Raw genomic sequence first — 26,166 nt, forward strand, 5'->3', positions numbered from 1 at the left:
TAGAGCATCGACATGGCAACTCCGACTCTCGACGACGACCGGGCCTGGCAGGCCGTGATGGCGCGCGACCGGTCTTTTGACGGGCGTTTCGTGACCGGGGTGCTCACTACCGGCATCTATTGCCGTCCGTCGTGCTCGGCCCGCCACCCCCGGCGGGAGAACGTGCGCTTCTTTACATGCGCGCGCGAGGCGGAGGCGGAAGGGCTGCGCCCCTGCCTGCGCTGCCGCCCGAACGAGGTGTCGCGCGATGAAGCAGCCGTCTCGCGCGCGATCGAAGTGCTGGAACAGGCGGAGGAGACGCCCGCACTGGCCGAGCTGGCCGGGCAGGTCGGGTACAGCCCGGCGCATTTCCAGCGGGTGTTCAAGCGCGCGGTGGGGCTTTCGCCCGCGCAGTTCCTGCGCGCCCGGCGCGTCGAGCGCGCGGGCGAGGCGCTGAGCGCCGGGACCAGCGTGACCGAGGCGATCTACGAGGCGGGGTTCGCGGCCTCGTCCCGATTCTATGAAGCAAGCGAAGGGAGAATGGGCATGGCGCCTTCCGCATGGCGCAGTGGCGGGCATGGCGTGACGATCCACTGGGCCGTCGTACCGACGACGCTGGGCGAGATGCTCGTGGCCGCGACGGACAAGGGCGTGTGCCGTCTGTCCTTCGCCGAAGGGCGCGAGGATCTGGCCGAACGATTCCCGAAAGCCGAACTGGTGGAGGGCGGTGAGGACTTCGCGCGGTTGCTGGCCGACGTGGTTTCCGCCGTCGAGCAACCGGGGGACAGCCGCTCGATCCCGCTCGATGTGCAGGGCACCGCCTTTCAGGAAGCCGTCTGGCGCGAACTCCAGCGCATCCCGCCGGGCGAGACACGCTCCTACGCCCAGATCGCCGCCGCCGTGGGCAAGCCGGGGGCCGTGCGCGCGGCGGGCTCGGCGAACGGAGCGAACAATGTTGCCGTGCTGATCCCCTGCCACCGCGTGATCCGCACCGACGGTTCGCTGGGCGGCTATGCCTATGGGATCGATATCAAGCGCGAGCTGCTGCGGCGTGAAGGCGGTCAGACGAAGGAATAGGGATCGACGTCGATATTGACGCGCACGCCCTTCGGGAACTGCAGCGGCTCCAGCCAGTCGCGCAGGGCCTTTTGCAGTTCGGCCGAGCGGCGGGCGTTGATCAGCAGGCGGAAGCGGTGGCGGCCGCGCAGCAGCGATAGCGGGGCGGGCGCGGGGCCGAGCACCAGCATGTCCGGCAGGTTCGGCGCGGTGCCGCCGATGGCGCGGGCGGCGGCGAGGGCTTCGGCCTGATCTTCCGAACTGACGATGATCGCCGCCCAGCGCCCGAACGGGGGCGCGCCCGCATCGCGGCGGGATTCGGTTTCGGCGGCATAGAAGGCATCGCGGTCGCCGTTCGCCAGAGCGGCGATCACGGCGGCTTCGGGGTGGCGCGTCTGGATCAGCACTTCGCCGGGCTTCTCGCCGCGTCCGGCACGGCCCGCGACTTGCGCGATCTGCTGATAGGTCCGCTCCGCCGCGCGCAAATCTCCGCCTTCAAGGCCGAGATCGGCGTCGATCACGCCTACCAGCGTCAGTTCGGGGAAGTGGTAACCTTTGGTGACAAGCTGGGTGCCGATGATCACATCGATCGCGCCGCCCTCTGCCATGGCGACGAATTCGCCGATCGCCTCGGGATTGTTCATCGTGTCCGACGTGACCAGCGCGGTGCGTGCTTCGGGCAGCACTTCGGCCACTTCGTCGGCAATGCGCTCCACCCCCGGGCCGCAGGCGACGAGGCAATCGGCCGTGCCGCATTCGGGGCAGGCATCGGGCACGGGCACGTCGTGGCCGCAATGGTGGCAGGCGAGGCGCTTGGAAAAGCGGTGCTCCACCAGCCAGGCGGTGCAGTTGGGGCACTGGAAGCGGTAGCCGCAGTTGCGGCACAGCGTCAGCGGGGCATAGCCGCGCCGGTTGAGGAACAGCAGCGACTGCTCGCCGCGCGCCAGCCGCTCCTTCATCTCTTCGACCAGCCGGGGCGCGATCCAGTGGCCGCGCTCGGGTGGTTCCTGGCGCAAGTCGACAATGCGGATGTCGGGCAGCATGGCCCCGCCGAAACGGTCCGGCAGTTCGATCTTTTTATAGATCCCCGCTTCGGCGAGTTGCATCGATTCGAGCGCCGGGGTGGCGCTGGCGAGCACGACCGGGATCGCCTCGAACTTGGCGCGGATCACCGCCACGTCGCGGGCATTGTAGCGCACGCCGTCATCCTGCTTGAACGAGACTTCATGCGCTTCGTCGACAACGATGAGGCCGAGATCGGCATAGGGCAGGAACAGCGAGGAGCGCGCGCCGACCACGACTTGCGCTTCGCCGCTGATGACGGCGCGCCAGGCCCGGCGCCGCTCGCTGGACTTGAGCGAGGAGTGCCACAGCACCGGCGGCACGCCGAAGCGCTGTTCGAAGCGGCGCAGGAAATTCTCGGTGAGCGCGATTTCGGGCAGCAGCACCAGCACTTGCCGCCCCAGCCGCAGCGCTTCGGCGACGGCTTCGAAATAGCATTCGGTCTTGCCCGATCCGGTTACGCCATCGAGCAGGAAGGGGGCGAAGCGGTGTTCGCGCACTGCCGCGACGAACGTATCCGCCGCCGCCTGTTGTCCCTCGCTCAGCTCGGGGACGGCGAATTCGGGCCGGGCGCGGGGGTAGGGGCGGTCGAGATCGACCGTCACCGGCTCCAGCAGCCCGGCGCCCACCATGCCGCGCAGCACGCCTTCGGACACGCTCGCCAGTTCGGCCAGTTCGCGGATCGAGGCCTGCTCGCCCTGCAAGGCATCGAGCGCGGCGGCGCGCTGCGGGGTCAGGCGCGCGGGTTCCGCGCCGGTCAGGCGGTATTCGGTCGCCGTGCCGCCGCCACGCAGCGCCGCCATGCTGCCCAATGCCATGCGCGCGACGGAAGAGAGCGGGGCGCAGTAGTAATCCGCCGTCCATTCGATCAGCCGTCGTAGCTGCGCGGGCAGGGGCGGCACCGGCAGCACTTCGAGCAGCGGGCGCAGCTTCGATTCGGGCACGTCCTGCGCGCTCAGGCGGTCCGCTTCCCACACCACGCCCAGCACCTGCCGCGGCCCGAGCGGGGCGATGACGACCGAACCGTGCTCGACCGCCATGCCCTCGGGCACGCGATAGTCGAGCACGCCCAGCGCGGCGTTGAAGACAAGGAGTCGGACGCGTTTCATCTCAGGGGCATATAGGCACCGGGGCGGCGGTGCGGGAAGGCGGTGCGTGTTCTGGGCTGGGGAATGGTGGGCTGGGGCACTGAATAGCCGGTGCTACGCCTATACTATCCGTTCGTCCCGAGCGAAGTCGAGGGGCAATGACCGAGCGCAGCCGAGGTCTGCGATCTCTCAGGTTCTCGGCTTCGCTCGAACCGGTCCCTCGACTTCGCTCGGGACGAACGGACGTTGGGGGAAGAGGGCCTTGTTGATGGACGCCCTAGCCGCGCCGGAGCCGCTTCCCTATAGGGCTGCGCAGACTCGCCAATCAGGATCGCACCATGAAATTTTTCGCTGACACCGCCGAAATAGAAGACATCAAGGAACTGGCCGCGACCGGCCTGCTCGATGGCGTCACCACCAACCCCTCGCTGATCGCCAAGTCCGGGCGTGATTTCATGGAAGTCACCAAGGAAATCTGCGGCATCACCGATGGCCCGGTCAGCGCCGAAGTCGTCGCGCTCGATCACGAAGGGATGATGCGCGAGGCCGAAGTGCTGCGCAAGATCGCCGACAACGTGTGCATCAAGGTGCCGCTCACCATCGACGGTCTCAAGACCTGCAAGGCGCTGACCTCGGACGGCACCATGGTCAATGTCACGCTGTGCTTCTCGGCCAATCAGGCGCTGCTGGCGGCCAAGGCCGGGGCCACGTTCGTCTCGCCCTTCATCGGCCGTCACGACGACAACGGCTTCGACGGCATGGATCTGATCAGCGATATCCGCCTGATCTACGACAACTATGCGTTCGAGACCGAGATTCTCGCCGCCTCGATCCGCCATGGCGTCCACGTGCTGCAGGCCGCCAAGATCGGCGCCGACGTGATGACCGCGCCGCCCGCCGTGATCAAGGGCCTGTTCAAGCATGTCCTGACCGAAAAGGGCATCGAAGGCTTCCTGGCCGACTGGGCCAAGACCGGCCAGTCGATCTGATCTTGGGTTGAAATATCCTTCGACAAGCTCAGCCCTTCGACAAGCTCAGGATGAGCGGAGCAGGAAGGGATATCTCTCCCCCCGCTCAGGCTGAGCTTGTCGAAGCCCCCGCGCGCAAGGCACACGGGAATCGCGCCCCCGCACACATCGCCCATTTGAGCCGGTCGCACCGATGCGCTAGGCACTTCGGCAATGTCAGACGAATCTCCCGCAGACCGCTTCAAGTCGGTGTTAACAGGCGCCAGCCGCGCCATTGCTCACGACAATGAGATCGAGGTCAACTGGACGGCCGATGCCCCCAGCGCGTCCGGCAATGTCTTTCGCGTGCCGATGCCGGGGCGCAGCCTGCCGCGCGGGGCGGCAATGCAGGCACGCGGCTTTGCCGACAGCTTCGCGCTCAAGGCGCGTCATCACAACGACACGCTGCACATGCGCCACGCGCCGTCCGAACCTTCGGCGCGGGCGTGCTACGATGCGGTGGAAATGGTCCGCTACGAGGCCTTGGGGTCCAACGCCTATCCGGGGATGCGGGACAATCTCGATGCGGCGCTGATGGCGCGCATCGGTTCCGATCCGATTGCCCGAGCAGAGGCGCCCGATGCGGTGCCGGTGCAGTCCGCCCTCGCGCTGCTGCTGCGCGAACGGCTGACCGGGCAGCCGGTCCCGGCCGAGGCGCAGGCGGGCGTCGATATGGTCCGCTCGTGGATCGAGGATAAGGCAGGCGCCGATTTCGAAGCACTGGCCTCCTCGCTGGAGGACCAGAAGGCGTTTCAGGATCTCACGCTCGACATGCTGGAGCATCTCGAACTGACCCGCGCCGAAGACGTCCAGCAGGAGCCCGATCAGGCCGACGACATGGACGGCGACGAGGAGACCGAGGAAGAGCAGGACGGCGACGAATCCGGCAAGGAGCAGCAGCCGTCCGAAATGGCCGCCGAACCCTCGCAGGGCGAGGATGAGGGCGAAAGCGAATCCGAAGGCGAATCTTCCGACGACATGGAGGAAGGCCAGGAAGGCGAAGAGGGTGAGGAGGGCATGATGCCGGTGCGCCCCAACCGCCCGTGGACCGATATTCCCGAAGGCTTCGACTACAAAATCTTCACCGAGGCGTTCGACGAAGTGGTGGGCGCCGCCGACTTGTGCGACGAGGAAGAGCTGACGCGGCTGCGCGCTTACCTCGATGCGCAGCTTAAGGGCTTGCAGGGTATCGTCACCCGTCTGGCCAACCGGTTGCAGCGCCGCCTGATGGCGCAGCAGAGCCGCTCGTGGGATTTCGATCAGGAAGAAGGCTTGCTCGATGCCGCGCGGCTGGCGCGCGTGGTGGTCTCGCCCGGCCAGTCGCTGTCCTACAAGGTGGAGCGCGACGTCGAGTTCAAGGATACGGTGGTCACGCTGCTGCTCGACAATTCGGGCTCGATGCGCGGGCGGCCGATCTCGATCGCGGCGATCAGCGCCGATGTGCTGGCGCGCACGCTGGAGCGCTGCGGCGTGAAAGTGGAGATTCTCGGTTTCACCACCCGCGCGTGGAAGGGCGGGCAGAGCCGCGAGACTTGGCTTTCCAGCGGCAAGCCGCAGCATCCCGGACGCCTCAACGACTTGCGCCATATCGTCTATAAGCAGGCCGACGAGCCCTGGCGCCGCGCGCGCAAGAACCTTGGCCTGATGATGCGCGAGGGGCTGCTGAAGGAAAACATCGACGGCGAGGCGCTGCTCTGGGCGCATAACCGCCTGCTCGCCCGGCCCGAGGACCGGCGCATCCTGATGGTCATTTCCGACGGCGCGCCGGTGGACGATTCGACGCTTTCGGTGAACTCGGCCGGATATCTCGAAGCGCACTTGCGCCGGGTGATCGACTGGATCGAGGGCAAGAGCCCGGTTCAGCTCGTCGCCATCGGCATCGGCCATGACGTGACGCGTTACTATCGCCGCGCGGTGACGATCATGGACGCCGAGCAGCTCGGCGGCACGATGATCGAGCAGCTTGCCGGTCTGTTCGAGGAAGAGTGACCTCCGGCTACCTCTGGGTGCCGTTCACGCTCCTGGCCGCCTTCGCGCAGGTCTTGCGCAATGCGTTCCAGTCACGGCTGACGGCGCGGATCGGCACTGTCGGCGGAACGCAAGTGCGCTTCGTCTATGGTCTGCCGTTCGCCGCGCTGCTCTTCGCGGGCTATCTCGCGGTGGTTCCGGCGCATGTTCCGGCAATTCCGGCAGACGCGCTGGCCTGGGCGGCCGGTGGCGCATTGAGCCAGATCGGGGCGACGGCACTGATGCTGCTGGTCATGGCCAAGCGCGATTTCGGCGTGGCCTATGCCTATATCAAGACCGAGCCGGTGACCGTGGCGCTGCTCGGCCTCGTCCTGATCGGAGACCGGCTATCGTGGGCGGGCTGGCTGGCGGTGGTGATCGTGACTGTGGGCGTGGTGATGGCCTCGCTCAAGGCGGGCGACAAGACCTCGGCGCTGGCCGAGTGGAAGCCGATGGCCGTGGGTATTGCCAGCGGCGCGCTGTTCGGGCTGGCCGCGATCTGTTTTCGCGCTTCGATAGAGGCGGTGCCGCAGGGCACTTTCATGATGCGCGGGCTGACGATGCTGGTGATCTCCATGGCGATCCAGACGGCGACGCTGGCCACGTGGTTCGTGGTGAAGGACTCGTCCGGGTTTTCCGGTTCGTTGCGCGAATGGCGCCTCAGCGTGCCGGCGGGCGTGCTCGGGGCGATATCCTCGACGGGATGGTTCCTCGCCTTTTCGCTGACGCTGGCGGCCAATGTGCGCACGCTGGCGCTGGTGGAAATGCCCGTTGTCGCGCTGGTCTCGCGCTATGTTTCGGGCCAGTGGCTCTCGGCGCGCGAATGGCTGGGACTTGCGTTGATTACCTTCGGTGTGGCGCTGCTGATGGTGGCGCACGCTTGACTGAAACCGCGTGCCGCCTAATGCCCGGTGCCTATGACCTTTCGACAAGCTCAAGATGAGCGGAGCGCGCAACCGCTCACGCTGTTCAACAGCCTCACGCGCCAGCTCGAACCGTTCCAGCCCGTTCACGAGGGCGAAGCGCGCGTCTATAGCTGCGGGCCGACGGTCTATAACTACCCGCACATCGGCAACATGCGTGCCTATGTCTTTGCCGACGTGCTGGGCCGCACGCTGAGCCACAAGGGCTACAAGCTCACCCACGTCATCAACATCACCGATGTCGGCCACCTCACCGACGATGCCGATGCGGGCGAGGACAAGATGGAAAAGATGGCGCGCCAGCAGCACCAGTCCATCTGGGACATCGCGCAGCACTATACGCAGGCCTATTGGGCGGACATTAGGGCGCTCAACATCCGCGAGCCCGCCAAGTGGTCGATCGCCACCAAATACGTGCCGCAGATGATCGATTTCGCGAAGTCGATTGCGGACAAGCACTGCTACGAACTGGACAGCGGCCTCTATTTCGACGTTTCGACCGTTGCCGATTACGGCCGCCTTGCGCGCGCCGTGACCGAAGAGGGTGAAGGTCGCATCGAGGCAGTGGAAGGCAAACGCAACGCCGCCGACTTCGCGATCTGGCGCAAGACCCCGCCGGGCGAGAAGCGGCAGATGGAATGGGATTCGCCCTGGGGCAAGGGCGCGCCGGGCTGGCATCTGGAATGCTCGGTGATGTCCGGCGACCTGCTCGGCTTCCCGTTCGACATCCATACCGGCGGCATCGACCACCGCGAAATCCACCATCCCAACGAGATCGCGCAGAATCAAGCGTTCTGCTGCACGAATGGCCTCGACGTGCCCGCCAATTCGGGCGCGCGGGTGTGGATGCACAACAACTTCCTGGTCGAGCGTTCCGGCAAGATGAGCAAGTCCTCGGGCGAGTTCCTGCGTCTGCAACTGCTGATCGACAAAGGCTATCACCCGCTCGCCTACCGCATGATGTGCCTGCAGGCGCATTACCGCAGCGAACTGGAATTCAGCTGGGAAGGGCTGGGCGCCGCGCTCACCCGCCTCAAGCGCATGATCATGGCCGCCGAACGGCTGGCCGGTGTAACGCCCGGCGAAGCGCGCCATCCCAAGCTGGCGTCGATGCTGGACGCGTTCGAAAAGGCCATTGGCGAGGATCTCAACACGCCCGTGGCGCTGACTGCGCTCGAAGACGTGCTGGCCGCCAAGAAAGTCGATCCCTCGGCCAAGCGTGCCGCCGTGGAGGCGATGGACGCGGTTCTGGGGCTGGACCTGTTCGGCACCACCCGTGCGGACTTGCGCCTCAAGCCCAAGGGGACGGAGATCACCGAAGCCGAAATCGGGGACGTGCTGGCCCGCCGCAAACAGGCCCGCGCGGACAAGGACTTCGCCGCGTCCGATGCCCTGCGCGATGAACTCGCGGCCAAGGGCGTCGAGGTGATGGATGGCGATCCGCTCGGCTGGGAATGGAAGCTGGGATGAAACTCTGGCGCCTGTGCCGCGCGGGCCATGTAGCGCTCGACGGCGCAGGCGCGCAGCAGTTCGGCGGGCGCTATACCCCGGCGGGATGGCCGGTGGTGAACTTCGCATCCGAGGCGGCCCTCGCGGTGCTGATCGCGCTGCGTTACCAGCCGCGTGACGTGTCCGGAATTACCGAGGATTTCGTGCTGGGCTGGACCGAAACCGATGCCCAGCCGGTGCGTTTCCCGCCCGGCGCCGATGACGCGGAGATCCGCCGCGCCGCCGGGCAATGGCTCGAAGCGGGAGAAGCCTTGCTGGCGGCGGCGCCCTCGCGCGTGCTGCCTGAAGGCGATGTGGTGATGATGAACGTGCGCCATCCCGAAGCCGCGCATATCGCACCGCTCGTCACCCGGCCTTTCGATTTCGCCCAGTGCCTTCACACGCCGCCGATGGCCGGGATCTATGGCGGCCAGCAATGACGGCAGCTTCCGGCTGCATTGAAAGTCCATTTGGGAAGTGTCTGGGGCAAAACGCCAATTTGCCTCTGTGAAATCGCCGGGCACCTGTTACCTCTGGGGTGCGGGAAAATCGGAGTATGGTTGTGGCTGAAGCAGACAAGTCCAAAGCGTCGGACGTGTTTATCCAGTGCCTGGAAGAAGAGGGTGTCGAATACATCTTCGGCGTTCCGGGCGAAGAGAATCTGGACCTTCTCGATTCGCTTTCGCGGTCCGGCAAGATCAAGCTGGTGCTTACCCGCCATGAGCAGGGCGCGGGCTTCATGGCCGCGACGTATGGCCGCCATACCGGCAAGACCGGGGTGTGTCTGTCGACGCTGGGGCCGGGGGCGACCAATCTGGTGACGGCGGCGGCCTATGCCACGCTGGGCGGCATGCCGATGCTGATGATCACCGGGCAGAAGCCGATCAAGAAATCCAAGCAGGGCCGCTTCCAGATCCTCGATGTCGTCTCGATGATGCATCCGATCACCAAGTACGCGCACCAGATGGCCTCTGCCGACAATATTCCCAGCCGGGTGCGCGAGGCCTTCCGCATTGCCGAGGAGGAAAAACCGGGCGCCACCCATATCGAACTGCCCGAGGACGTGGCCGACGAGCACACCGATTCGCGGCCTGTTCCCCGGTCGCTGGTCCGCAGGCCGGCCGCGGATATCAAATCCATCGTCCAGGCCGTCGAAGCGCTGGAAAAGGCCAGGCGTCCGCTGCTTGTCATCGGGGCCGGGGCCAACCGCAAGATGACCAGCAAGATGCTGAGCGAATTCGTCGAACTGACGGGCATCCCGTTCGTCACCACCCAGCTTGGCAAAGGCGTGATCGACGAGCGGCATCCCAAGTTCCTGGGCTGCGCGGCGCTTTCGGCGGGCGATTTCGTCCACCGCGCGATCGAGGATTCGGACTGCATCTTCAACATCGGCCACGATGTGATCGAGAAGCCGCCGTTCTTCATGCACAACGATGCGTCCCGCAATGACCGGGTGGTCGTGCACGTTTCGACCAAGACCGCCGAAGTGGACCCTGTCTATTTCCCGCAGATCGAAGTGATCGGCGATATCGCCAATGCCATTTGGCAGATCAAGGAAGCGGTCACGCCTTCGCCGCAGTGGGATTTCAGCGGCATGCTGCGTTACCGCGAGGCGGAAATGGACCACACGGCCAAGCTCGCCGCGGATGAGCGTTTTCCAGTCTTCCCGCCGCATCTGGTGCAGCAGGTCCGCGATACGCTGCCCGATGATGCGATCGTGTGCCTCGATAACGGGGTCTACAAGATCTGGTTCGCGCGCGGCTACTATGCAAGCAAGCCCAACACCGTGCTGCTCGACAATGCGCTGGCGACGATGGGGGCGGGGCTGCCCTCCGCCATGGCCAGCGCTATGGTCTATCCCGATCGCAAGGTCTTTGCGATCTGCGGGGACGGCGGCTTCATGATGAACAGCCAGGAGCTGGAAACCGCGGTTCGCCTTGGCCTCAATCTGACAGTGCTGGTGCTCAACGACAGCGCCTATGGCATGATTCGCTGGAAGCAGGCCGACATGGGCTTTGCGGATTTCGGCCTGACCTATGGCAACCCGGACTTCGTGCAATATGCGCAAAGCTATGGCGCCAATGGATACCGCGCTGAAAGCGCGGCGCATCTGAAACAGCTTCTGGCCCACTGCCGCGATACGCCCGGGGTGCACCTGATCGATTGTCCGGTCGATTATTCCGAGAACGACCGGATTCTGAATCACGACATCAAGGAACTGTCGCGGGCGTTGTGAATTCCGTCCCCCGCGAGGGCTGCGGGGGCGGATTCCGTGATCTTATGCGTCTTCGAGCAGCAGCAGTTCGGCGGCCACCGTCATGCGCGGGACTGGCAGCGTTTCATGCTTTACGGACACGATTGCGGCATCGGCGACAAGCTGGCCGGGAATGGTGAACTCGTGCTCGGGCAAGGCATGTGTATAGGCTTCTCCCTGTCCGATGGCGTCCGCGCCGCTGAAGGCCAGTGCCACCGTGTGGCGAGATCCGGAAAACGTGGCGCTGGACCAGGGCCGTTCGGCATGATGCAGGAATTCCACTTGCCGCCCGGCGAGTTGCAATATTTCGGACAATAGCCTCACCCATGGGCCGCGCTGCCGGGCTGGCATGTGCGGCGATGGGGCCATGTCGTGCTGGCTGGCGAAGTTATTGTGCACGGCAGTCCTCCCGTTCGCTGGCGAGATAGTCTTTCATGAAGGTTTCCACGCGCGTGGCGGTGGATTCGCGCGGGATACGGCCATTGCGCAGATCGAATACGAATCGCGGATCATGGGCGGCGAGGCGCCCGAATTTGGTGCTGGGCATGTCCGTCTGGCGCAGGAAGCGCTCGATATGGCGCAGGAGCATCTGGGCAGGTCCTTCTGGTGAGTCGATGGCTATTTGTTCCCCAAATGTTCCAATTGAAATCCTACTTGTCTAGGAAATTTCCTTCATCTATCCATTACAAGATGGAAAGCTCCGATCCCCGCCGGACTCTGATCGCCCTGGCCGATGCGCGTAAGGTTAGTCTGGCCAGCCTTTCCCGCATGATTGGCAAGAACGGCAGTTATCTTCACCAGTTTCTTTACAAGGGCAGTCCGCGCAAGCTGGAGGAAACCGACCGGGCAACGCTGGCCCGGTTCTTCGGCGTCGATGAAGTTGAACTGGGGGCGCCGAAGGATAAATACAACGATGCGGGCGGAGCCGGTTGGATCGACGTTCCGCGCCTGACGATTGGCGCTTCGGCCGGTCCCGGTGCTTTGCCGGGCGGGGAAGGGGCCTTTGATGTGCTCCGGTTCTCCGCGCGCTGGCTGCGGTCTATGGGGCTGCAGGCGGATGCCTTGTCAGCGATCGCGGTGACGGGTGATTCGATGGAGCCCACCTTGCGTGACGGAGACGAGATCCTCGTTGATCGCAGTGCCGGGGGGCTGCGTGATGGTATTCATGTCGTGCGGCTGGGCGACGCGCTGCTGGTCAAGCGTCTCGATACCGGGCGGCCCGGACTGATCGTGCTGTTGAGCGACAACCCGGCCTACCGTCCCATAGAATGCCGCCCTGAGGAAGTGCAGGTGATCGGGCGGGTGGTCTGGAAGGGCGGGCGTATCTGACACCGCTCCGGCGTCCAATGGTTGCATTCACAGCGGCCTGCCGCCATTTCGACTCGCATGACCGAGACTTCCCAGCCGATGCGCGTCGGCATCATCCCCGTAACGCCGCTCCAGCAGAACTGCTCACTCCTGTGGTGCACGAAGACGATGCGCGGTGCGCTTGTCGATCCTGGGGGCGATCTGCCCAAGCTGAAGCAGGCGCTGGAAAAGACCGGCGTGACGCTGGAGAAGATTCTCGTCACGCACGGGCATCTGGATCACTGCGGGCAGGCAGGTGTGCTGGCGAAGGAGATGGGCGTGCCCATCGAAGGCCCGCAGGAGGAAGACCGGTTCTGGATCGCCCAGCTCGATGACGATGGCCCGCGCTGGAACATGGAGGCGCACACGTTCGAGCCGGACCGCTGGCTGGAACAGGGGGACAAGGTCACGGTCGGCGAACTGGAAATCGATGTGCTGCACTGCCCCGGACACACGCCCGGCCATGTCGTGTTCCATCACGCTCCCAGCAAGTTCGCCATGGTCGGTGATGTGCTGTTCCAGGGCGGAATCGGGCGGTGGGATTTCCCGCGCGGGAATCTTGAGGATCTCGTGAACTCGATCACGCAGAATCTCTGGCCGCTTGGGGACGATGTCACTTTCGTGCCGGGCCATGGCCCTGTGAGCACGTTTGGCGATGAGCGCCGCAGTAACCCCTATGTCGGGGATGCGGCGCTCGAACGCGGGCTGTCGTATTAGAACTGTCCGAGAGAAATCAGCACGGCCACGGCGGACAGGCCGATCAGAGTCAGTACCGTGATCAGAAAACCGATGGCGCGCAGTGGATTCGTATCCGTCCTGTCCATGCCGAAAGCATGGCTGATACGGGCGAGCAGATAGACCGAACCGGCAATGGCGAGCCATGTGCCGCCCTTGCCGGTCATTTCGATGGCTGCCGTCAGGATCAGTACGAAGGGTGTGTTTTCGATAAAGTTCGCTTGCGCGCGCATACGCTGCATCAGCAGCGGGTGGCCGCCGTCGCCGTGCAGGATCTTGGCATTGTACCGGAGCTTGCCCGTGCGCATGCCCAGCCAGATGTTCATTACGGCAGCAGCGGCAGCAAGGCTCAGAGTGGTCTGCAGAATCATGGAAATCGGTCTCCCCTAAGGCGGGCGCGTACATGAGGCAGGGAGGAACGGCTTGCAACTCGCGAAAATTCGGGTATAGGCGCGCCTTCGCAAGCCGCCGTGTCCGCTAACGGTCACTGGCGGCGTTTTTGACAAATTACAGTTTCAGGAACAGGTGCCGAAATGGCTGTCCCTAAGAGAAAAACGACCCCGTCCCGCCGGGGTATGCGCCGCAGCCATGATGCCCTCAAGGCTGAAGCGTTCCACGAATGCCCGAACTGCGGCGAACTGAAGCGCCCGCACAATCTCTGCAACGCTTGCGGCCACTACAACGGCCGTGAGATCGTCGCGGTCGAAATCTAAGACCTTTAGACGAGTTTCGGAGAGAGCCCATGAGTTTGCCGCGTATCGCGATTGATGCGATGGGCGGCGACGAGGGCGTGCGCGTCATGATCGAAGGCGCCGCGCTGGCGCGCCGCCGTCATGACCGCTTCAAGTTCCTGCTGGTTGGGGACGAGGCGCGGATTAAAGCCGCGCTCGAAAAGCACCCCAATCTGCGGGCAAGCTCCGAAATCCTGCACACCGATGACGTTATCAGCGGCGAGGACAAGCCTAGCCAGGCCCTTCGCCGCGCCAAGACGACATCGATGGGGCGCGCTATCGCTGCTGTGAAAAGCGGCGATGCCGGTGCGGCCGTGAGTGCCGGTAATACCGGCGCGCTCATGGCCATTGCCAAACTGACGCTGCGCACGATGCCCGGCATCGATCGCCCGGCACTGGCTGCATTGTTGCCGACACTCGGCGACAATGACGTGATCATGCTCGATCTCGGCGCCAATACCGAGTGCGACAGCCGCAATCTGGTGCAGTTCGCGATCATGGGTTCTGCCTATGCCCGCGTCGCCACCGGGCGCGAGGAGCCGCGCGTGCGGCTCCTCAATATCGGCACAGAGGAAATCAAGGGCACCGATCTGCTGCGCGATGCGGCGGCCACGCTGAAAGAGGCGGCGGGTGATCTCTCGATTTCCTTTGACGGCTTTACCGAAGCGGACAAGATGTGCCGGGGCGACGTCGATGTCGTCGTCACCGATGGCTTTTCCGGCAACATTGCGCTCAAGGCGGTGGAAGGCACGGCGCGTTTCGTGGCCGATCTGCTGCGCCGCAGTTTCGCCAGTTCGCTGCGTTCGAAGATCGGCTTCCTGATCTCACGCCCGGCGACCGAACTGCTCAAGCATCATCTCGATCCCAATAATCATAATGGCGCTGTTTTCCTGGGTCTGAACGGCATCGTCGTGAAGAGCCATGGCGGCGCGAACGCCGCGGGCGTGGCCAATGCCGTGGCCGTAACCGCGCGGCTTCTGGAGGAAAATGTGACCGAGCGCATCACTGCCGACCTCGCCCGGGTGGGCGGGGATAACTGGCGCATGCCGCGAACACAGGAAGAGCGTGCCTGATGATTCGTTCGGTTCTTCTGGGAACGGGCTCGGCACTTCCGCGCCGCGCCGTCAGCAACGCCGAACTCGCCGAAAGCGTCGATACCAGCGATGAATGGATCGTAGAGCGCACCGGCATTTCCAACCGCCACATTGCCGAACCGGACGAAACGACGTCCAGCCTGGCCACGGAAGCCGCGCAGAAGGCGATCGAGGCCGCGGGCATCGAGGCATCCTCGATCGATCTGATCGTGCTGGGCACTGCGACTCCGGATCAGACGTTCCCTGCGACCGCGACGATCGTGCAGAACAATCTGGGCTGCCGCGGGGGCATGGCCTTTGACGTCGCCGCCGTATGCTCGGGCTTCCTCTATGCGCTGGGCGTTGCCGATTCGATGCTGCGTTCGGGCATGGCGAAACGCGCGCTGGTGATCGGTTCGGAAACGTTCAGCCGTATTCTCGACTGGGAAGACCGCACAACTTGCGTTCTTTTCGGAGACGGCGCCGGGGCCATCGTTCTTGAAGCGCAGGAACAGTCCGGCGATGAACCGCGCGGCATCCTGGCGACCCGGCTGCATGCCGATGGCGCGCACAACCAGTTGCTCTTCGTCGACGGCGGTCCATCGACCACCGGTACGGTTGGCAAGCTGCGCATGAAGGGCCGCGAGGTCTTCCGGCACGCTGTCGTGAATCTGGCAGAAGTCCTCAAGGAAGTGCTGGAAGAGACAGGGCTGACAACGTCGGATATTGATTGGCTGGTGCCGCATCAGGCCAATGCCCGCATTCTGGACGCGACGGCCAAGAAGCTCGACATGCCTGCTGAAAAGGTTGTGATGACGGTTGGGCAGCACGCCAATACTTCGGCAGCCTCGGTGCCGTTGGCGCTCGATCAGGCCGTCCGGGACGGGCGGATCGTCAAAGGCGATCTCGTCATGCTGGAAGCGATGGGCGGCGGTTTTACGTGGGGTGCAAGTCTGATTCGGATGTAGGTCCGCGCTCAGAATTCACAATTACGTATAATATTCCTGCCAGCATTGCTTTTTCCCAGCAATTTCATATGATCGAGTATCAAGGGGTTGGCGCTCGAAGGGGAAAGCGGGCTACATGCGCTCCACGGAAACATTGACGAGGGCGGAAATCGCCGAATCCATTCACAGGAAGCTTGGGCTTTCGAGGTCGGAGTCGCTTGCCATGGTGGAAGCGATACTCCAGCACATGACATCCGCGCTCAGTGAGGGCGAGAATGTCAAGATCTCGGGGTTCGGGACATTCCTGTTGCGAGACAAGGGGGAGCGCATTGGACGCAATCCCAAAACGGGTGTGGAAGTACCCATTACCCCACGCCGGGTGATGACGTTCCGGGCCAGTCAGATGCTCAAGGACCGCATCTCCGAAAGCTGATTGCCGGAGGCTGCATGAGCGGATTGCCGACAGGTCCCGTATTTCATGACGGAAAGGATGCAGATGCCCTGCGCACGATCGGAGAGGTCACGCAGGCACTGGGCATTCGCCAGCATGTCCTGCGGTATTGGGAAGAGCAGTTCCCTGCTCTGAAACCGGTCAAGCGCAGCGGCGGGCGGCGTTACTACCGCCCGGCGGACGTGGCGCTGATTGCCGAGATCGACCGGCTCGTTCATCGCGAAGGCTATACGCTTCGCGGGGCCTGCAAGGCGATTTCGGAGAGATCGGCTCCGCCAGCACCATCCGTTACCGTCGAGGAACCGGCTTCCCGTGCAGCGGATATCGAGCTTCGTGAACGGCTCGTGGCGATTCGGCGGGATCTGGCCGAAGCGCTTGCAGCAGCCTGAAACGGACTAGGACGGATCGACATTCAGAAGATGGCGAGCCGAAAATGGTGATTTTGCGCGCTTCCGGAGCGCAGCGTACTTCATGTACGTGAGCACTGGAAGCGCGCAAAAGCGCCATTTGCAGGCCGTCAGGGCTGAATGTCGATCCGTCCTAGCTTATGGCCGTGGGGCCGAGCGTGGGGTCCAGATCCCTTGGCCGGACCAGATGGACTAGCCGTCCGCAGTTTTCCGCGATGCCGGACCATTCATCGATATCGAGTTCCAGCACGGCATAGGCCGCGGTGGGAAACTTGTCTTCCACGATGTCCCGCAAGGGGCAGCTCCCGTCGTCGGGCACCAGATCGAAGATCAGGTCTTCCAGCCCGGGATTGTGGCCGACCAGCATGATCGAGGCGGGATCGCCGTCCTGATCGCGCAGCATGTCCAGAAGCGCTGCGGAATTGGCCAGGTAGATGCGCCGGTCCCAGGTGATCGGCGGCGTTTCGCCTGCAGCTTCACAGGCCAGTTCGATGGTCTGGGTAACGCGTACCGCAGGAGAGGCCAGCACGCACTTCCAGCCCACGGCATGATCGCGGATATGCTTGCCCATGACGGCTGCGCCTTTCCTCCCGCGCTCGTTCAGCGGACGGTCGAAATCGCGCAGGCGCGCATCGTTCCAGTCCGATTTCGCATGGCGGAAAATTCCCAGGGTCTTCATTCGGGCAGGCAACTCTCGGGCGGGGCGCTGGAACAGCGAGGTGTCAGGGATGACCGGTGTTTTCATGATCCGGCGTGGTTTCTCCTGAAGCATGGCCGGACACGCGATGTAAAGCCTCCTCCAGCGAAATCCGCCTGACCGGTGTGCCTGCGGGAAAGGCACTGAGCAGCCGGGACGGGAAGGCGGAGGAGAGAACCACGAAATAGCCGTGGTCCCCGCGGCTGCGGATCAGGCGGCCGAAAGCCTGCGCCAGCCGGGCGCGGATGATCGAATCGTCATAGGCCGAGCCGCCGCCTGCCACGCGCCGGGCGCGATGGAGGATCGAGGGGCGCGGCCAGGGCACCTGCTCCATCACCACCAGCCGCAGCGAATGGCCGGGCACGTCCACCCCGTCGCGCAGGGCATCGGTGCCGAGCAGCGATGCAGCGGGATCGTCGCGGAAGATATCGACCAGCGTGCCGGTATCGATCGGATCGACATGCTGGGCATAGAGCGGCAGCCCGGCGCGGGCGAGCCGGTCGGCAATGCGGCCGTGGACCGCGCGCAGCCGCCGGATCGCCGTGAACAGGCCAAGCACGCCGCCGCGCGAAGCCTCGATCAGCCGGGCATAGGCCGCCGCCAGCGCGGGAATATCGCCGCGCGGCACATCGGTGACGATCAGCACTTCGGCCTGAGCGGCATAGTCGAACGGGCTATCCTGCGCGGTGAGTTGCGGGGCGATGCCGATATGGTCCGCGCCCGAGCGGGCGACGGCCTTGTTCCAGTCCTCGCCGTCGCGCAGGGTCGCGGATGTCATGATCACGCCGTGCGCGGGTTCGAGCACGACTTGCGCGAAGGGCTTCATCGGGTCCAGCCAGCGGCGGTGGATGCCGATATCGAATTCGCGGGCTTCCGAACGTTCGACCGCCAGCCAGTCGACATATTCGGGATCGGCGGGGCCGCCGAGCCTGGCCAGCAGCGCTTCCCACGCGGCAAGCAGATCGATGCGCCAGGACAGCGAATGGCGCGCACCCTCCAGCCGGGCGCGGCCCTGGCCGTCGAGCCAGTCGGGCGGATCTTCCAGCAAGGCTTCCAGCCGCAGGCCGAGCCGCATGAGTGGCTGGCGCAAATCGGCCAGGGCCTCGCGCGCGGCTTCGGATATCTCGACGAAAGCCCCATCAAGCCCGGAGGCCTCGGTTTCGAGGCCATAGCCCGCTTCCTGTCCGCCGCTCTCGTCGCGCGCATAGACAGTGGCGCGCACGGCGGCGAGCAGCTCTTCGAGCGGCCCCCAGGGTGCGCCTTCGGCCAGCCTCTGCATCCAGCCGTCTCCGGGCAGGGCCTCAGCGGCGGCGCACGCGGCGGTGATCGCCTTGGCCCCGGCCTCGTCATAACTGACGATGTCGGCGAGGCGGGCGGAGAGGCCCCGGCGGCGGCCGCGCGCGTTCTTTTCCGGGCCGATCACCCAGCGGCGCAGCTCGATCGTCTCGGCCCCGGTGAGCGCGGCGGCGAACGTGGAATCGGCGGCATCGAAAACGTGATGGCCTTCGTCGAACACGATGCGGGTGGGGCGCGCGGCGGCATCGCGCCCGCGCGCGGCATTGACCATCACGAGCGCGTGGTTGGCGATCACCAGATCGGCCCCGGCACTCGCCCGCGCCGCGCGCTCGATGAAGCATTTGCGGTAATGCGGGCACCCGGCATAGACGCATTCGCCGCGCCGGTCGGTCAGCGAAGTGATGCCGCGCTGGCGGAACAGGGTGCCGAGCCAGCCGGGCAGGTCGCCCCCGATCATGTCGCCATCGCGCGAATAGGAGGCCCAGCGCGCCACCAGTTGCGCGAGGATCGCCGCCCGGCCCGCGAAGCCGCCTTGCAGGGCGTCTTCGAGATTGAGCAGGCACAAGTAGTTCTCACGCCCCTTGCGCACGACGACCGGCTGCGTGCCGTCCACCCGCCGTTCCGGCCAGGCACGGCGGCTTTCCTGCCGCAACTGGCGCTGGAGGGCCTTGGTGTATGTGGAGACCCAGACGGTGCCGCCCGACTGCTGGCTCCACAGCGAGGCCGGAGCGAGATAGCCCAGCGTCTTGCCGATACCGGTTCCGGCCTGTGCCAGCAGCAGGTGCGGGCGGCCGGAGCGTTCGCGGGGGGCAAAAGCATGGGCGGCCTCGGCTGCGTAGGCGCGCTGGCCCGGGCGCTGCTCGGCGCCGGTGCCGGTCAAGTCTTCGAGCCGGTGGAGCACGTCCGCCTCGTCCAGCGTGATCTGGCGCGGCTGCGGCTGCTCGGGGCTTTCCTCCCATTCCGGCAGGCGCGAGAACAGCCAGCGTTCTGCCCGTTGCGGCTTCGCAATGCGGCCGGTGAGCAGGGTGGCCCAGGGCCAGCGCATCCGGACGAGCGATTGCAGAGCCGTCCATGCGCCTTCGCGTTCGGGCCACTCTGCGGATTCGCACGTACCTAGCAGCGCTTCCGCCGCCTGCTGCAGCAAGAGCGGCACGTCTGCATCGCCCTTTGGTTCCGTCAGCCCGAGCGCATGGGCGAGGCCCTTGGGCGTCGGCACCACGAAACGGGCGGGGTGCACGAATGCGAAGAGTTCCAGCAGATCCAGCCCGGCCAGATCGGGATAGCCCAGCCGTGTTGCCACCAGCGGCGCGTTCAGGATCAGCAGCGGAGCATCCGCTGCCGCCGTGACCGCTTCGCCCCGGGAGATCGTGCGCGTCGCCTCGGCATCGCGCAGCCAGCACCCGCCATGGCTGGCGTGGAGGGCAGGGAGGGAGAGGGCGGCCATGCGAATCTCTTACGCACCGGCACCGCGATTGGAAACGCCGCCAACCCGGCAGCCCCCGGCAAAATCCGCGCTGATACAATTTTCAGACTTGCTCAAGATCATTTAAGATATATCTTAAAGCTATCGCAAATGAAGCGAGTCCACACATGAGGAACACCATGTTCAATCACAGGCAGGGCCGCCGCTGCGGCGGCCGTAACGAAGATTTCCCGAGCGGCGAATTCCACGCAATGCGTGGCGGTTGGGGCAAGCATGCCATGGCGCGCGGTCCTTTCGGCCGTGGCGGTTTCGGTGAAGGCTTTCCGGGCGCAGGTCCGGGTTTCGGCGGGCCGGGTGGCGGAGGCCGCGGGCGCGGCGGACGGCGCAAGCGGCTGTTCGACCAGACCGAATTGCAGGCGCTGTTGCTGGCGTTGATCGCGGAAGCACCGCGCCACGGCTATGACCTGATCCGCGAGATCGAAACGCTTTCGGGCGGCGAATATGCCCCCAGTCCGGGCGTGGTCTATCCCGCACTTACCTATATGGAAGAGGCAGGGCTGATCGCGGTGGTGGAGGAAGGCGGCGCCCGCAAGTCCTACGAAGCAACGGCGGAAGGCCGCCAGCAGGCCGAGACCGATGCTGAAAAGGCGGAAAGTCTCAAGACGCGGCTGACGGCTCTGGCCGAGCATCGCGATAAGGTCGATCCCGCACCGGTGCGCCGTGCTATGCACGCGCTCAAGACATCGGTGTTCGACCGCCTGTCGCGCGATGGCGCTGACCGGGATATGGTGCTGCAGATCGCCGATGCCATCGACGAGGCCACCCGCAAGATCGAACGGATCGAAGCGTGAGCACCATTGCAGCTAAAGTGAAGACCGGAAACGGCGGAAAGTATGTGCGCCAGTTGTGCAAGCACTGGAGCCACAAGCTGGAAACCGGGGTGGATGGCGATACCGGGACGGTGACGTTCCCTGCGGCTGTCGCGCGAATGGCGGCCGACAGTGAAGGAATTGCCATCACCATCACCGGCGACAGCCGCGATGAGGTGGAGCGGCTGACCGGTGTCGTCGCCCGTCATATCGACCGCTTCGCATTCCGCGAGGCACCGCTGACTTACGAGTGGGCCTGGCAGCAGTAGACGCATTCGGGCCTGAGGAAGAAGCCCCGGAGGACCATGCGGCTCTCCGGGGCTTTCCTGCATTCGCGGGTTATGCGGCGTTTGCGGGTTGGAAGGAGACCGCTTCCTTGAAGGTGTGGGTGACGTAAGGGAACGGAATCTCGATCCCGGCATCGTCCAGCGCCTGCTTGATGGCGAAGATGACCTGGCTCTTGGTGAGGCGCAGATCCTGCGCCGTGCTGTCGCTCCACCACTGAACGAGGAAATCGATGGAACTGGCATTGAATTCCTGCGCGAAGACGACCGTGCCTTTTTCCTTGTCGATCGCATCCACCGTCAGCAGGGCCTGTTCGATCACTTGTTGCGCATGGGCGAGGTTGGTGTCGTAGGAGACGCCGGCAATCACCTCGTTGCGGCGCAGGTTCTGGTCAGTGAGGATTTCGACCGGGTTCTTGAACAGCATCGAATTGGGCACCACCGTCAGTTCGCCCGAGAACTGGCGGATATGGGTTTCGCGCAAGGTGATCTTTTCCACTTTTCCGGAAATGCCGCTGCAGATGACGGAATCGCCGATGTTCATCTTGTCGCGCAGCATGATCAGCACGCCGGCCAGAAAATTCTCGAAAATATCCTGAAAGGCAAAACCGATGGCTAGAGCGCCGACACCCAGACCGGCGAAAGCGCCTGCCGGTGTGAAGCTGGGGATCGCCACGGTGAGAGCGATGAGAATGCCGCAGATCCACACGAGCAGGCGCACGAGCGTCGCGGCCAGTTGCTTGAGATCGTCGCGGACTTGCGCGCGCGTGGTGATCCGCAAGGCAATGCGCGCCATCAGGCGGGCCAGCGCCCATGTGGCCACGATGATGGCCAGAGCGATGGCAAGCGCGGGAAGGGCATGCACAAAGGCCTGCGCCATCGCTTCGATTTCGGTGTTCAGGATTGCGATATAATTCACGGGTATTCAGTCCTTTCGGTGCCTTTCGCACATAATGTCTGTTGGGGCGGGCGGTTCCAGATTCAGCTTCGCCCTTGCGAAACGCGCGCAATTCGCCAAAGAGCGCGGCCATGACCGACAATGCCCTGATCGAAGCCGCCCGTGTGTCCAAGGCCTGGCCCTTCCAGGAGGCCCAGAAGCTAGTCAAACGTTACCCGCAAGGCAAACCGGGCGGCGAGCCTGTGCTGTTCGAGACTGGCTATGGCCCTTCGGGCCTGCCGCATATCGGCACTTTTCAGGAAGTTCTGCGTACCACGCTGGTCCGCCGCGCCTACGAAGCGTTGACGGGCGGGGCACCGACGCGCCTTGTCGCTTTCTCGGACGATATGGACGGCTTGCGCAAGGTGCCCGACAACATTCCCAATGCGCAGGTGCTGGAGGCCAATCTCGGCAAGCCGCTGACGCGCATTCCCGATCCCTTCGGGCAGTTCGAAAGCTTCGCCCATCACAACAACGCGAAGCTGCGCGAATTTCTCGACCGTTTCGGGTTCGATTACGAATTCGTCTCGGCAAGCGACCGTTACAATTCCGGGGCTTTCGATGCGGCGCTGACGCGCGTGCTGGAATGCAATCAGGCGATCCTCGACGTCATGCTGCCCACGCTGCGTGAGGAGCGGCGCAAGACCTATTCGCCGGTGCTGCCGGTTTCGCCCTCCAGCGGCGTGGTGCTGCAGGTTCCGGTGGAAGTGCTCGACCCGGCCACCGGCATGATCCGCTTCAGCGACGAGGATGGTTCGACCGTGGAGCAGTCCGTTTTCGGCGGGCAGGCCAAGCTGCAGTGGAAGGTCGACTGGGCGATGCGCTGGTATGCGCTGGGCGTCGATTACGAGATGTGCGGCAAGGATCTGACCGACTCGGTCACCCAGTCTGGCAAGATCGTGAAGATTCTCGGCGGGCGTAAGCCCGAAGGCCTGATCTACGAGCTGTTCCTCGACGAGAACGGGGAGAAGATCTCCAAGTCCAAGGGCAATGGCCTGACCATCGACCAGTGGCTGACCTATGGCACCGAGGAATCGCTGGGGTTCTATCTCTTCCGCGAGCCCAAGAGTGCCAAGCAACTCCACGCCGGCGTGATCCCCAAGGCTGTCGATGAATACTGGCAGTTCCGGGGCAATCTGGCGGCGCAGGCGCTCGACAAGCAGCTCGGCAATCCGGTGTGGCATTTGCTGCGCGCCAATGGCGAAGGCGACGGGGCGGGCGATACGCTGCCGGTGACGTTCTCGCTGCTGCTCAACCTTGTCGGCGTGCTGGGGGCTGAGGCGACGGCTGAGCAGGTCTGGTCGTACCTTGGCAACTACGTGGCCGAGGCGACGCCGGAAGCCCATCCCGAACTGGGCGAACTGGTCCGCGCGGCGCTTGCCACCAATCGCGATTTCATTGCGCCTACGCTGGTGCGCCGCGCGCCGGAAGCCAACGAGGCGGAAGCGCTCAAGGCGCTCGATGCCGAGCTGGCCAAGGCCGGGCCGGAGACCACGGCGGAAGAACTGCAGAACACCGTCTACGAGATCGGCAAGAACGAGGCCTATGGCTTCGCCACTCTGCGCGACTGGTTCAAGGCGCTCTACGAGACGCTGCTGGGCTCTTCGCAGGGACCACGCATGGGAAGCTTCATTGCGCTTTACGGCGTGCCTGAAACGCGCACGCTGATCGCGCAGGCTCTGGAAGGCTGATCCCACGGTAACGGGCGGCTGGTTCCGGGGCCGCTATTGCCAGGTGCGCGCCCGGAACCATTTGGTGACGACGTATTTCACGCCGCGCAACACGGGGCGCGCCGCATGCATCGACCAGGGGTTGGGAGTGCCATCCGCCTGGGCGTTGTTCCAGAGCAGCAGGCTGCCGGTCAAAGGCGGAACGCTGAGGCGGACGCGGGTGAAATCGGTGGTCCCGCCTTCGGCGACTTCGTTGAGGTAGATCATCGCCGTCCAGCTGCGCTGCCCGCCGCTGCGCCGTTCGCGGCGCCAGTATCCGGCCGTCGTGTCAAACCAGTCGCAGTGTTCTTCGAAGTACTGGCCGCAGTCGTAGCGCTGCCCTTGCGCGGATTCGCCGCAGGCCAGCGGCAGCCCGGTAAGGGCGGCAAGGCGGTGATCGAGGGAGCGCACGGTATCGTCGTGAATATCGATATCGCCGGAATAGCTGGTGCGGTAATGGGGCCAGGGCGTATCGTCGACCAGGCTGGAAGGGCAGGCAACGGCATCGATCATGCCGATCAGGCGCGCGCATTCCTCCGCATTGAGAAAGCTGTCCACGGCGTAGAGTTCAACCCTCTCTTCGGGAAAGCGTCTGACCGACGGCTCGCAGGACAAGCGCTCGCGCACGGCGGCGCCGATCCTGGCAAGAGCCCTGCAATCGGGATGGGCAGCGCCTGTCATCGCAACAACAGAGTACGTGAGTTTCGATCAGGATCAATCGTCCTGTTTCTCTCGTGAAAAACGGTCTACATACGGGGCTTACAGCAATCTTCATCGGGGTGAAGGACCATGGAAACACAGCACTATTCGCGCGTGGCCGTCGTGCTGCATTGGCTGATCGCGGTGCTTATCGCGCTCAATTTCGCCGCCGCCTGGATCGCGGAAGATATGCCCAAGGTGCAAAAGATGGAGATCATGGCCACTCACAAGGCCATCGGTCTCACGATTCTGGCGCTGACTCTCGTTCGCATCGTCTGGCGGCTGATGCACAAGGCGCCGCCGCTCTCTTCCGCGCTTGCCGCCTGGGAAGCCGCGCTGGCCAAGGTGACGCACGGCCTGTTTTACTTCCTGATGCTGTTCATCCCGCTGACCGGCTGGGGCATGGCGTCCGGCTGGGGGAAGCCGATAAGCTGGTTCGGCCTGTTCGGTGTGCCGCCGCTTCCGGTGGGGGACAGCAAAGTCCTTGGCGGCATTTTCCATGAAAGCCACGAAGTGCTGGCCACGGCGATGCTGGCGCTGATCGCGCTGCATGTCGCCGGGGCGCTCAAGCACCAGATCCTGGACCGGGATGATACGATGGCCCGCATGGTGCCTTTCCTGCGCCGCCGCTGACCGCCTGCAACAGGTGCAAACGAAAAGAAGGCCCCGGCGCGAGAAAAGCGGCGGGGCCTTCGTTTTATCCGGTGCCGTATCGGGCTGTTACCAGAAGAAGTCGTAGATCACGTCGGCGACTTCGCCGGTATAGACGTTTACCAGCAGCACGTCGTCATAGTAGCGGACCCAGCGGTACGGGCCGTAGACGGCAGGCAGGCGATAGGCCCAGGGATCGTTGATCCAGTAGCGGCTGCTGTAGAACAGCGAGCCTAGCCTGATGCCGATACCGAAACGGCGGTACGAGTAGCCGTGGTAGGGCGCGTAGTAGCGGCCGATCCGGTAAGTCGAGCGGTGGCGCGCCCGGTAGCTGCGCCAGTTGTAGCGATGGTCGTTGCGCCAGGCATGACGGTTCCAGTCACGGTAGTTATTGCGGCTGGCCCGGTGCCGCTCATAGCGCTCCCGATCCCGGTTGCGTTCCCAGCGGTCATGATTCCGGCGATCCCGTTCCCAGCGCTGGCGCTCGCGGTTCCGCTCGCGCTCCGCACGCTGGCGGTCCCGCGACGACCTTGTCTCATGGTCCCGGTCGCGGTTGCGGTACTGATCCCGGTCCTGGCTGGAGCGCCGGTCAGGGCTCTTCCAGGCATGGGACCGCTCGTTCTGATCGGAACGGTTCGTGCGGACAGTGGGCGTGCGGGTAGTGCCGCGCCGGTCTTCACGCTGGTTGGCGATGCGGGCGCGGGCCTCGGCCCAGTTCTTGGGGGCGCTCTGGCTGGAACGGCGGGGCCGTTCAGGAGCGGCCTGCCGCTGGCTGCGCACCGCTGCGGGCCTGGCGCTGCGCTGCGGGTTCCGGTCGCTGCGCAAACTGCGCTGATGGCCGGACCATTGGCGGTGCTCGCGTTCCTGCTGCGGGGCCGCTTCGGCGGGGACTGCCATGGCCAGCCCTGCGACAGCGGCGGCCATCGTGCTCCACGCACTGGCACCGAGCCATGCGTCTCTTTTCATAATCTTCCAGTTTGCCATATCCGGTCTCCAAAAACCGGACTTGCCGCACGGCGATGGCGGCTCATCCTTGAGCTTGTTCT

At 64.6% G+C, this 26,166-nt stretch carries 27 protein-coding genes; 18 read left to right on the forward strand and 9 right to left on the reverse strand.

Going from position 1 to position 26,166, the window contains the following annotated elements; translation table 11 throughout:
- Positions 1 to 12: 12 nt before the first annotated feature.
- Positions 13 to 1,056: a bifunctional DNA-binding transcriptional regulator/O6-methylguanine-DNA methyltransferase Ada gene (gene ada, locus MTR66_RS04795; protein ID WP_243918354.1), complete on the forward strand. Its 1,044-nt coding sequence runs from the start codon at positions 13 to 15 to the stop codon at positions 1,054 to 1,056.
- Here ada and MTR66_RS04800 read toward each other — a convergent pair.
- Positions 1,041 to 3,206: a primosomal protein N' gene (locus tag MTR66_RS04800; protein ID WP_243918356.1), complete on the reverse strand. Its 2,166-nt coding sequence runs from the start codon at positions 3,204 to 3,206 to the stop codon at positions 1,041 to 1,043. The two genes, ada and MTR66_RS04800, sit on opposite strands and share 16 nt — an antisense overlap.
- 317 nt (positions 3,207 to 3,523) lie before the next feature.
- Between MTR66_RS04800 and fsa the strand changes: the two genes are divergently transcribed.
- The 6 genes from fsa to MTR66_RS04830 all read left to right on the forward strand — a co-directional run bounded on the left by fsa (position 3,524) and on the right by MTR66_RS04830 (position 10,846).
- Positions 3,524 to 4,174, forward strand: a complete 651-nt coding sequence (gene fsa / locus MTR66_RS04805) for a fructose-6-phosphate aldolase (RefSeq protein WP_243918358.1) — start codon at positions 3,524 to 3,526, stop codon at positions 4,172 to 4,174.
- A 192-nt stretch (positions 4,175 to 4,366) separates the two neighbouring features.
- Positions 4,367 to 6,181, forward strand: coding sequence for a cobaltochelatase subunit CobT (gene cobT / locus MTR66_RS04810; RefSeq protein ID WP_243918360.1), 1,815 nt, complete (start codon positions 4,367 to 4,369; stop codon positions 6,179 to 6,181).
- The gene (locus tag MTR66_RS04815; RefSeq protein WP_243918362.1) at positions 6,178 to 7,083 is read left to right on the forward strand and encodes an EamA/RhaT family transporter; all 906 of its coding nucleotides are present in this window, start codon (positions 6,178 to 6,180) and stop codon (positions 7,081 to 7,083) included. The genes cobT and MTR66_RS04815 overlap by 4 nt, the downstream gene beginning before the upstream one ends.
- Positions 7,084 to 7,116: 33 nt before the next feature.
- Positions 7,117 to 8,592, forward strand: coding sequence for a cysteine--tRNA ligase (gene cysS, locus MTR66_RS04820; RefSeq protein ID WP_243918363.1), 1,476 nt, complete (start codon positions 7,117 to 7,119; stop codon positions 8,590 to 8,592).
- On the forward strand, positions 8,589 to 9,050 hold the full coding sequence (locus tag MTR66_RS04825; RefSeq protein WP_243918365.1) for an RES family NAD+ phosphorylase: 462 nt from the start codon (positions 8,589 to 8,591) through the stop codon (positions 9,048 to 9,050). Before cysS ends, MTR66_RS04825 begins: the two co-directional genes overlap by 4 nt.
- Positions 9,051 to 9,166: 116 nt before the next feature.
- A complete protein-coding gene (locus MTR66_RS04830; protein ID WP_243918367.1) occupies positions 9,167 to 10,846 on the forward strand; it encodes an acetolactate synthase large subunit in 1,680 nt (559 codons plus the stop codon).
- Between the two features lie 42 nt (positions 10,847 to 10,888).
- Here the strand turns inward: MTR66_RS04830 and MTR66_RS04835 are convergent, their stop codons facing one another.
- Positions 10,889 to 11,188, reverse strand: a complete 300-nt coding sequence (locus tag MTR66_RS04835; RefSeq protein WP_243918966.1) for a hypothetical protein — start codon at positions 11,186 to 11,188, stop codon at positions 10,889 to 10,891.
- Positions 11,189 to 11,252: 64 nt separating this feature from the next.
- Positions 11,253 to 11,453 (reverse strand): hypothetical protein, encoded by a 201-nt coding sequence (locus tag MTR66_RS04840; RefSeq protein WP_243918369.1) that lies wholly within the window; start codon positions 11,451 to 11,453, stop codon positions 11,253 to 11,255.
- Between the two features lie 101 nt (positions 11,454 to 11,554).
- Between MTR66_RS04840 and MTR66_RS04845 the strand changes: the two genes are divergently transcribed.
- Positions 11,555 to 12,193 carry a S24 family peptidase gene (locus tag MTR66_RS04845; protein WP_243918371.1) on the forward strand — a complete coding sequence of 213 codons (639 nt, stop codon included), beginning with the start codon at positions 11,555 to 11,557 and terminating at the stop codon, positions 12,191 to 12,193.
- A 57-nt stretch (positions 12,194 to 12,250) separates the two neighbouring features.
- On the forward strand, positions 12,251 to 12,928 hold the full coding sequence (locus tag MTR66_RS04850) for an MBL fold metallo-hydrolase (protein WP_327194481.1): 678 nt from the start codon (positions 12,251 to 12,253) through the stop codon (positions 12,926 to 12,928).
- On the opposite strand, the gene MTR66_RS04855 is transcribed toward MTR66_RS04850, so the two are convergent.
- Positions 12,925 to 13,317, reverse strand: coding sequence for an MAPEG family protein (locus tag MTR66_RS04855; RefSeq protein WP_243918373.1), 393 nt, complete (start codon positions 13,315 to 13,317; stop codon positions 12,925 to 12,927). The genes MTR66_RS04850 and MTR66_RS04855 overlap by 4 nt on opposite strands.
- 162 nt (positions 13,318 to 13,479) lie before the next feature.
- On the opposite strand from MTR66_RS04855, the gene rpmF reads away from it, so the two are divergent.
- The 5 genes from rpmF to MTR66_RS04880 all read left to right on the forward strand — a co-directional run bounded on the left by rpmF (position 13,480) and on the right by MTR66_RS04880 (position 16,537).
- Positions 13,480 to 13,659 (forward strand): 50S ribosomal protein L32, encoded by a 180-nt coding sequence (rpmF, locus tag MTR66_RS04860; protein WP_039284222.1) that lies wholly within the window; start codon positions 13,480 to 13,482, stop codon positions 13,657 to 13,659.
- Positions 13,660 to 13,688: 29 nt separating this feature from the next.
- Positions 13,689 to 14,750 carry a phosphate acyltransferase PlsX gene (gene plsX, locus MTR66_RS04865; protein ID WP_243918375.1) on the forward strand — a complete coding sequence of 354 codons (1,062 nt, stop codon included), beginning with the start codon at positions 13,689 to 13,691 and terminating at the stop codon, positions 14,748 to 14,750.
- Complete coding sequence (locus MTR66_RS04870; protein WP_268740255.1) at positions 14,750 to 15,718, forward strand: beta-ketoacyl-ACP synthase III; 969 nt, start codon at positions 14,750 to 14,752, stop codon at positions 15,716 to 15,718. Before plsX ends, MTR66_RS04870 begins: the two co-directional genes overlap by 1 nt.
- 115 nt (positions 15,719 to 15,833) lie before the next feature.
- Positions 15,834 to 16,130 (forward strand): integration host factor subunit alpha, encoded by a 297-nt coding sequence (locus MTR66_RS04875; protein ID WP_243918378.1) that lies wholly within the window; start codon positions 15,834 to 15,836, stop codon positions 16,128 to 16,130.
- Between the two features lie 14 nt (positions 16,131 to 16,144).
- Complete coding sequence (locus MTR66_RS04880; protein ID WP_243918380.1) at positions 16,145 to 16,537, forward strand: MerR family transcriptional regulator; 393 nt, start codon at positions 16,145 to 16,147, stop codon at positions 16,535 to 16,537.
- A gap of 151 nt (positions 16,538 to 16,688) precedes the next feature.
- On the opposite strand, the gene MTR66_RS04885 is transcribed toward MTR66_RS04880, so the two are convergent.
- Both MTR66_RS04885 and MTR66_RS04890 read right to left on the reverse strand, forming a co-directional pair.
- Entirely contained in the window at positions 16,689 to 17,234 is a 546-nt protein-coding gene (locus tag MTR66_RS04885; RefSeq protein ID WP_243918383.1) for a SixA phosphatase family protein, read from the reverse strand.
- 43 nt (positions 17,235 to 17,277) lie between these two features.
- Positions 17,278 to 19,992 (reverse strand): ATP-dependent DNA helicase, encoded by a 2,715-nt coding sequence (locus MTR66_RS04890; protein WP_243918385.1) that lies wholly within the window; start codon positions 19,990 to 19,992, stop codon positions 17,278 to 17,280.
- A 158-nt stretch (positions 19,993 to 20,150) separates the two neighbouring features.
- On the opposite strand from MTR66_RS04890, the gene MTR66_RS04895 reads away from it, so the two are divergent.
- Positions 20,151 to 20,822, forward strand: coding sequence for a PadR family transcriptional regulator (locus tag MTR66_RS04895; protein ID WP_243918387.1), 672 nt, complete (start codon positions 20,151 to 20,153; stop codon positions 20,820 to 20,822).
- A complete protein-coding gene (locus MTR66_RS04900; protein WP_243918389.1) occupies positions 20,819 to 21,109 on the forward strand; it encodes a DUF2218 domain-containing protein in 291 nt (96 codons plus the stop codon). The genes MTR66_RS04895 and MTR66_RS04900 overlap by 4 nt, the downstream gene beginning before the upstream one ends.
- A gap of 70 nt (positions 21,110 to 21,179) precedes the next feature.
- Here the strand turns inward: MTR66_RS04900 and MTR66_RS04905 are convergent, their stop codons facing one another.
- Entirely contained in the window at positions 21,180 to 22,043 is an 864-nt protein-coding gene (locus tag MTR66_RS04905) for a mechanosensitive ion channel family protein (RefSeq protein ID WP_243918391.1), read from the reverse strand.
- Between the two features lie 110 nt (positions 22,044 to 22,153).
- Between MTR66_RS04905 and MTR66_RS04910 the strand changes: the two genes are divergently transcribed.
- Entirely contained in the window at positions 22,154 to 23,752 is a 1,599-nt protein-coding gene (locus MTR66_RS04910; RefSeq protein WP_243918393.1) for a lysine--tRNA ligase, read from the forward strand.
- A 33-nt stretch (positions 23,753 to 23,785) separates the two neighbouring features.
- On the opposite strand, the gene MTR66_RS04915 is transcribed toward MTR66_RS04910, so the two are convergent.
- On the reverse strand, positions 23,786 to 24,451 hold the full coding sequence (locus tag MTR66_RS04915; protein WP_243918395.1) for a prolyl hydroxylase family protein: 666 nt from the start codon (positions 24,449 to 24,451) through the stop codon (positions 23,786 to 23,788).
- Positions 24,452 to 24,559: 108 nt separating this feature from the next.
- Here MTR66_RS04915 and MTR66_RS04920 point away from each other — a divergent pair, with 108 nt between their 5' ends.
- On the forward strand, positions 24,560 to 25,102 hold the full coding sequence (locus MTR66_RS04920; protein ID WP_243918397.1) for a cytochrome b: 543 nt from the start codon (positions 24,560 to 24,562) through the stop codon (positions 25,100 to 25,102).
- 87 nt (positions 25,103 to 25,189) lie between these two features.
- Here MTR66_RS04920 and MTR66_RS04925 read toward each other — a convergent pair whose 3' ends face one another.
- Positions 25,190 to 26,086, reverse strand: a complete 897-nt coding sequence (locus MTR66_RS04925) for an RcnB family protein (protein WP_243918400.1) — start codon at positions 26,084 to 26,086, stop codon at positions 25,190 to 25,192.
- Positions 26,087 to 26,166 lie beyond the last annotated feature (80 nt).

It is taken from the genome of Novosphingobium beihaiense (assembly GCF_022832375.1).
In the GTDB taxonomy this organism is placed as follows: Bacteria; Pseudomonadota; Alphaproteobacteria; order Sphingomonadales; family Sphingomonadaceae; genus Novosphingobium; species Novosphingobium beihaiensis.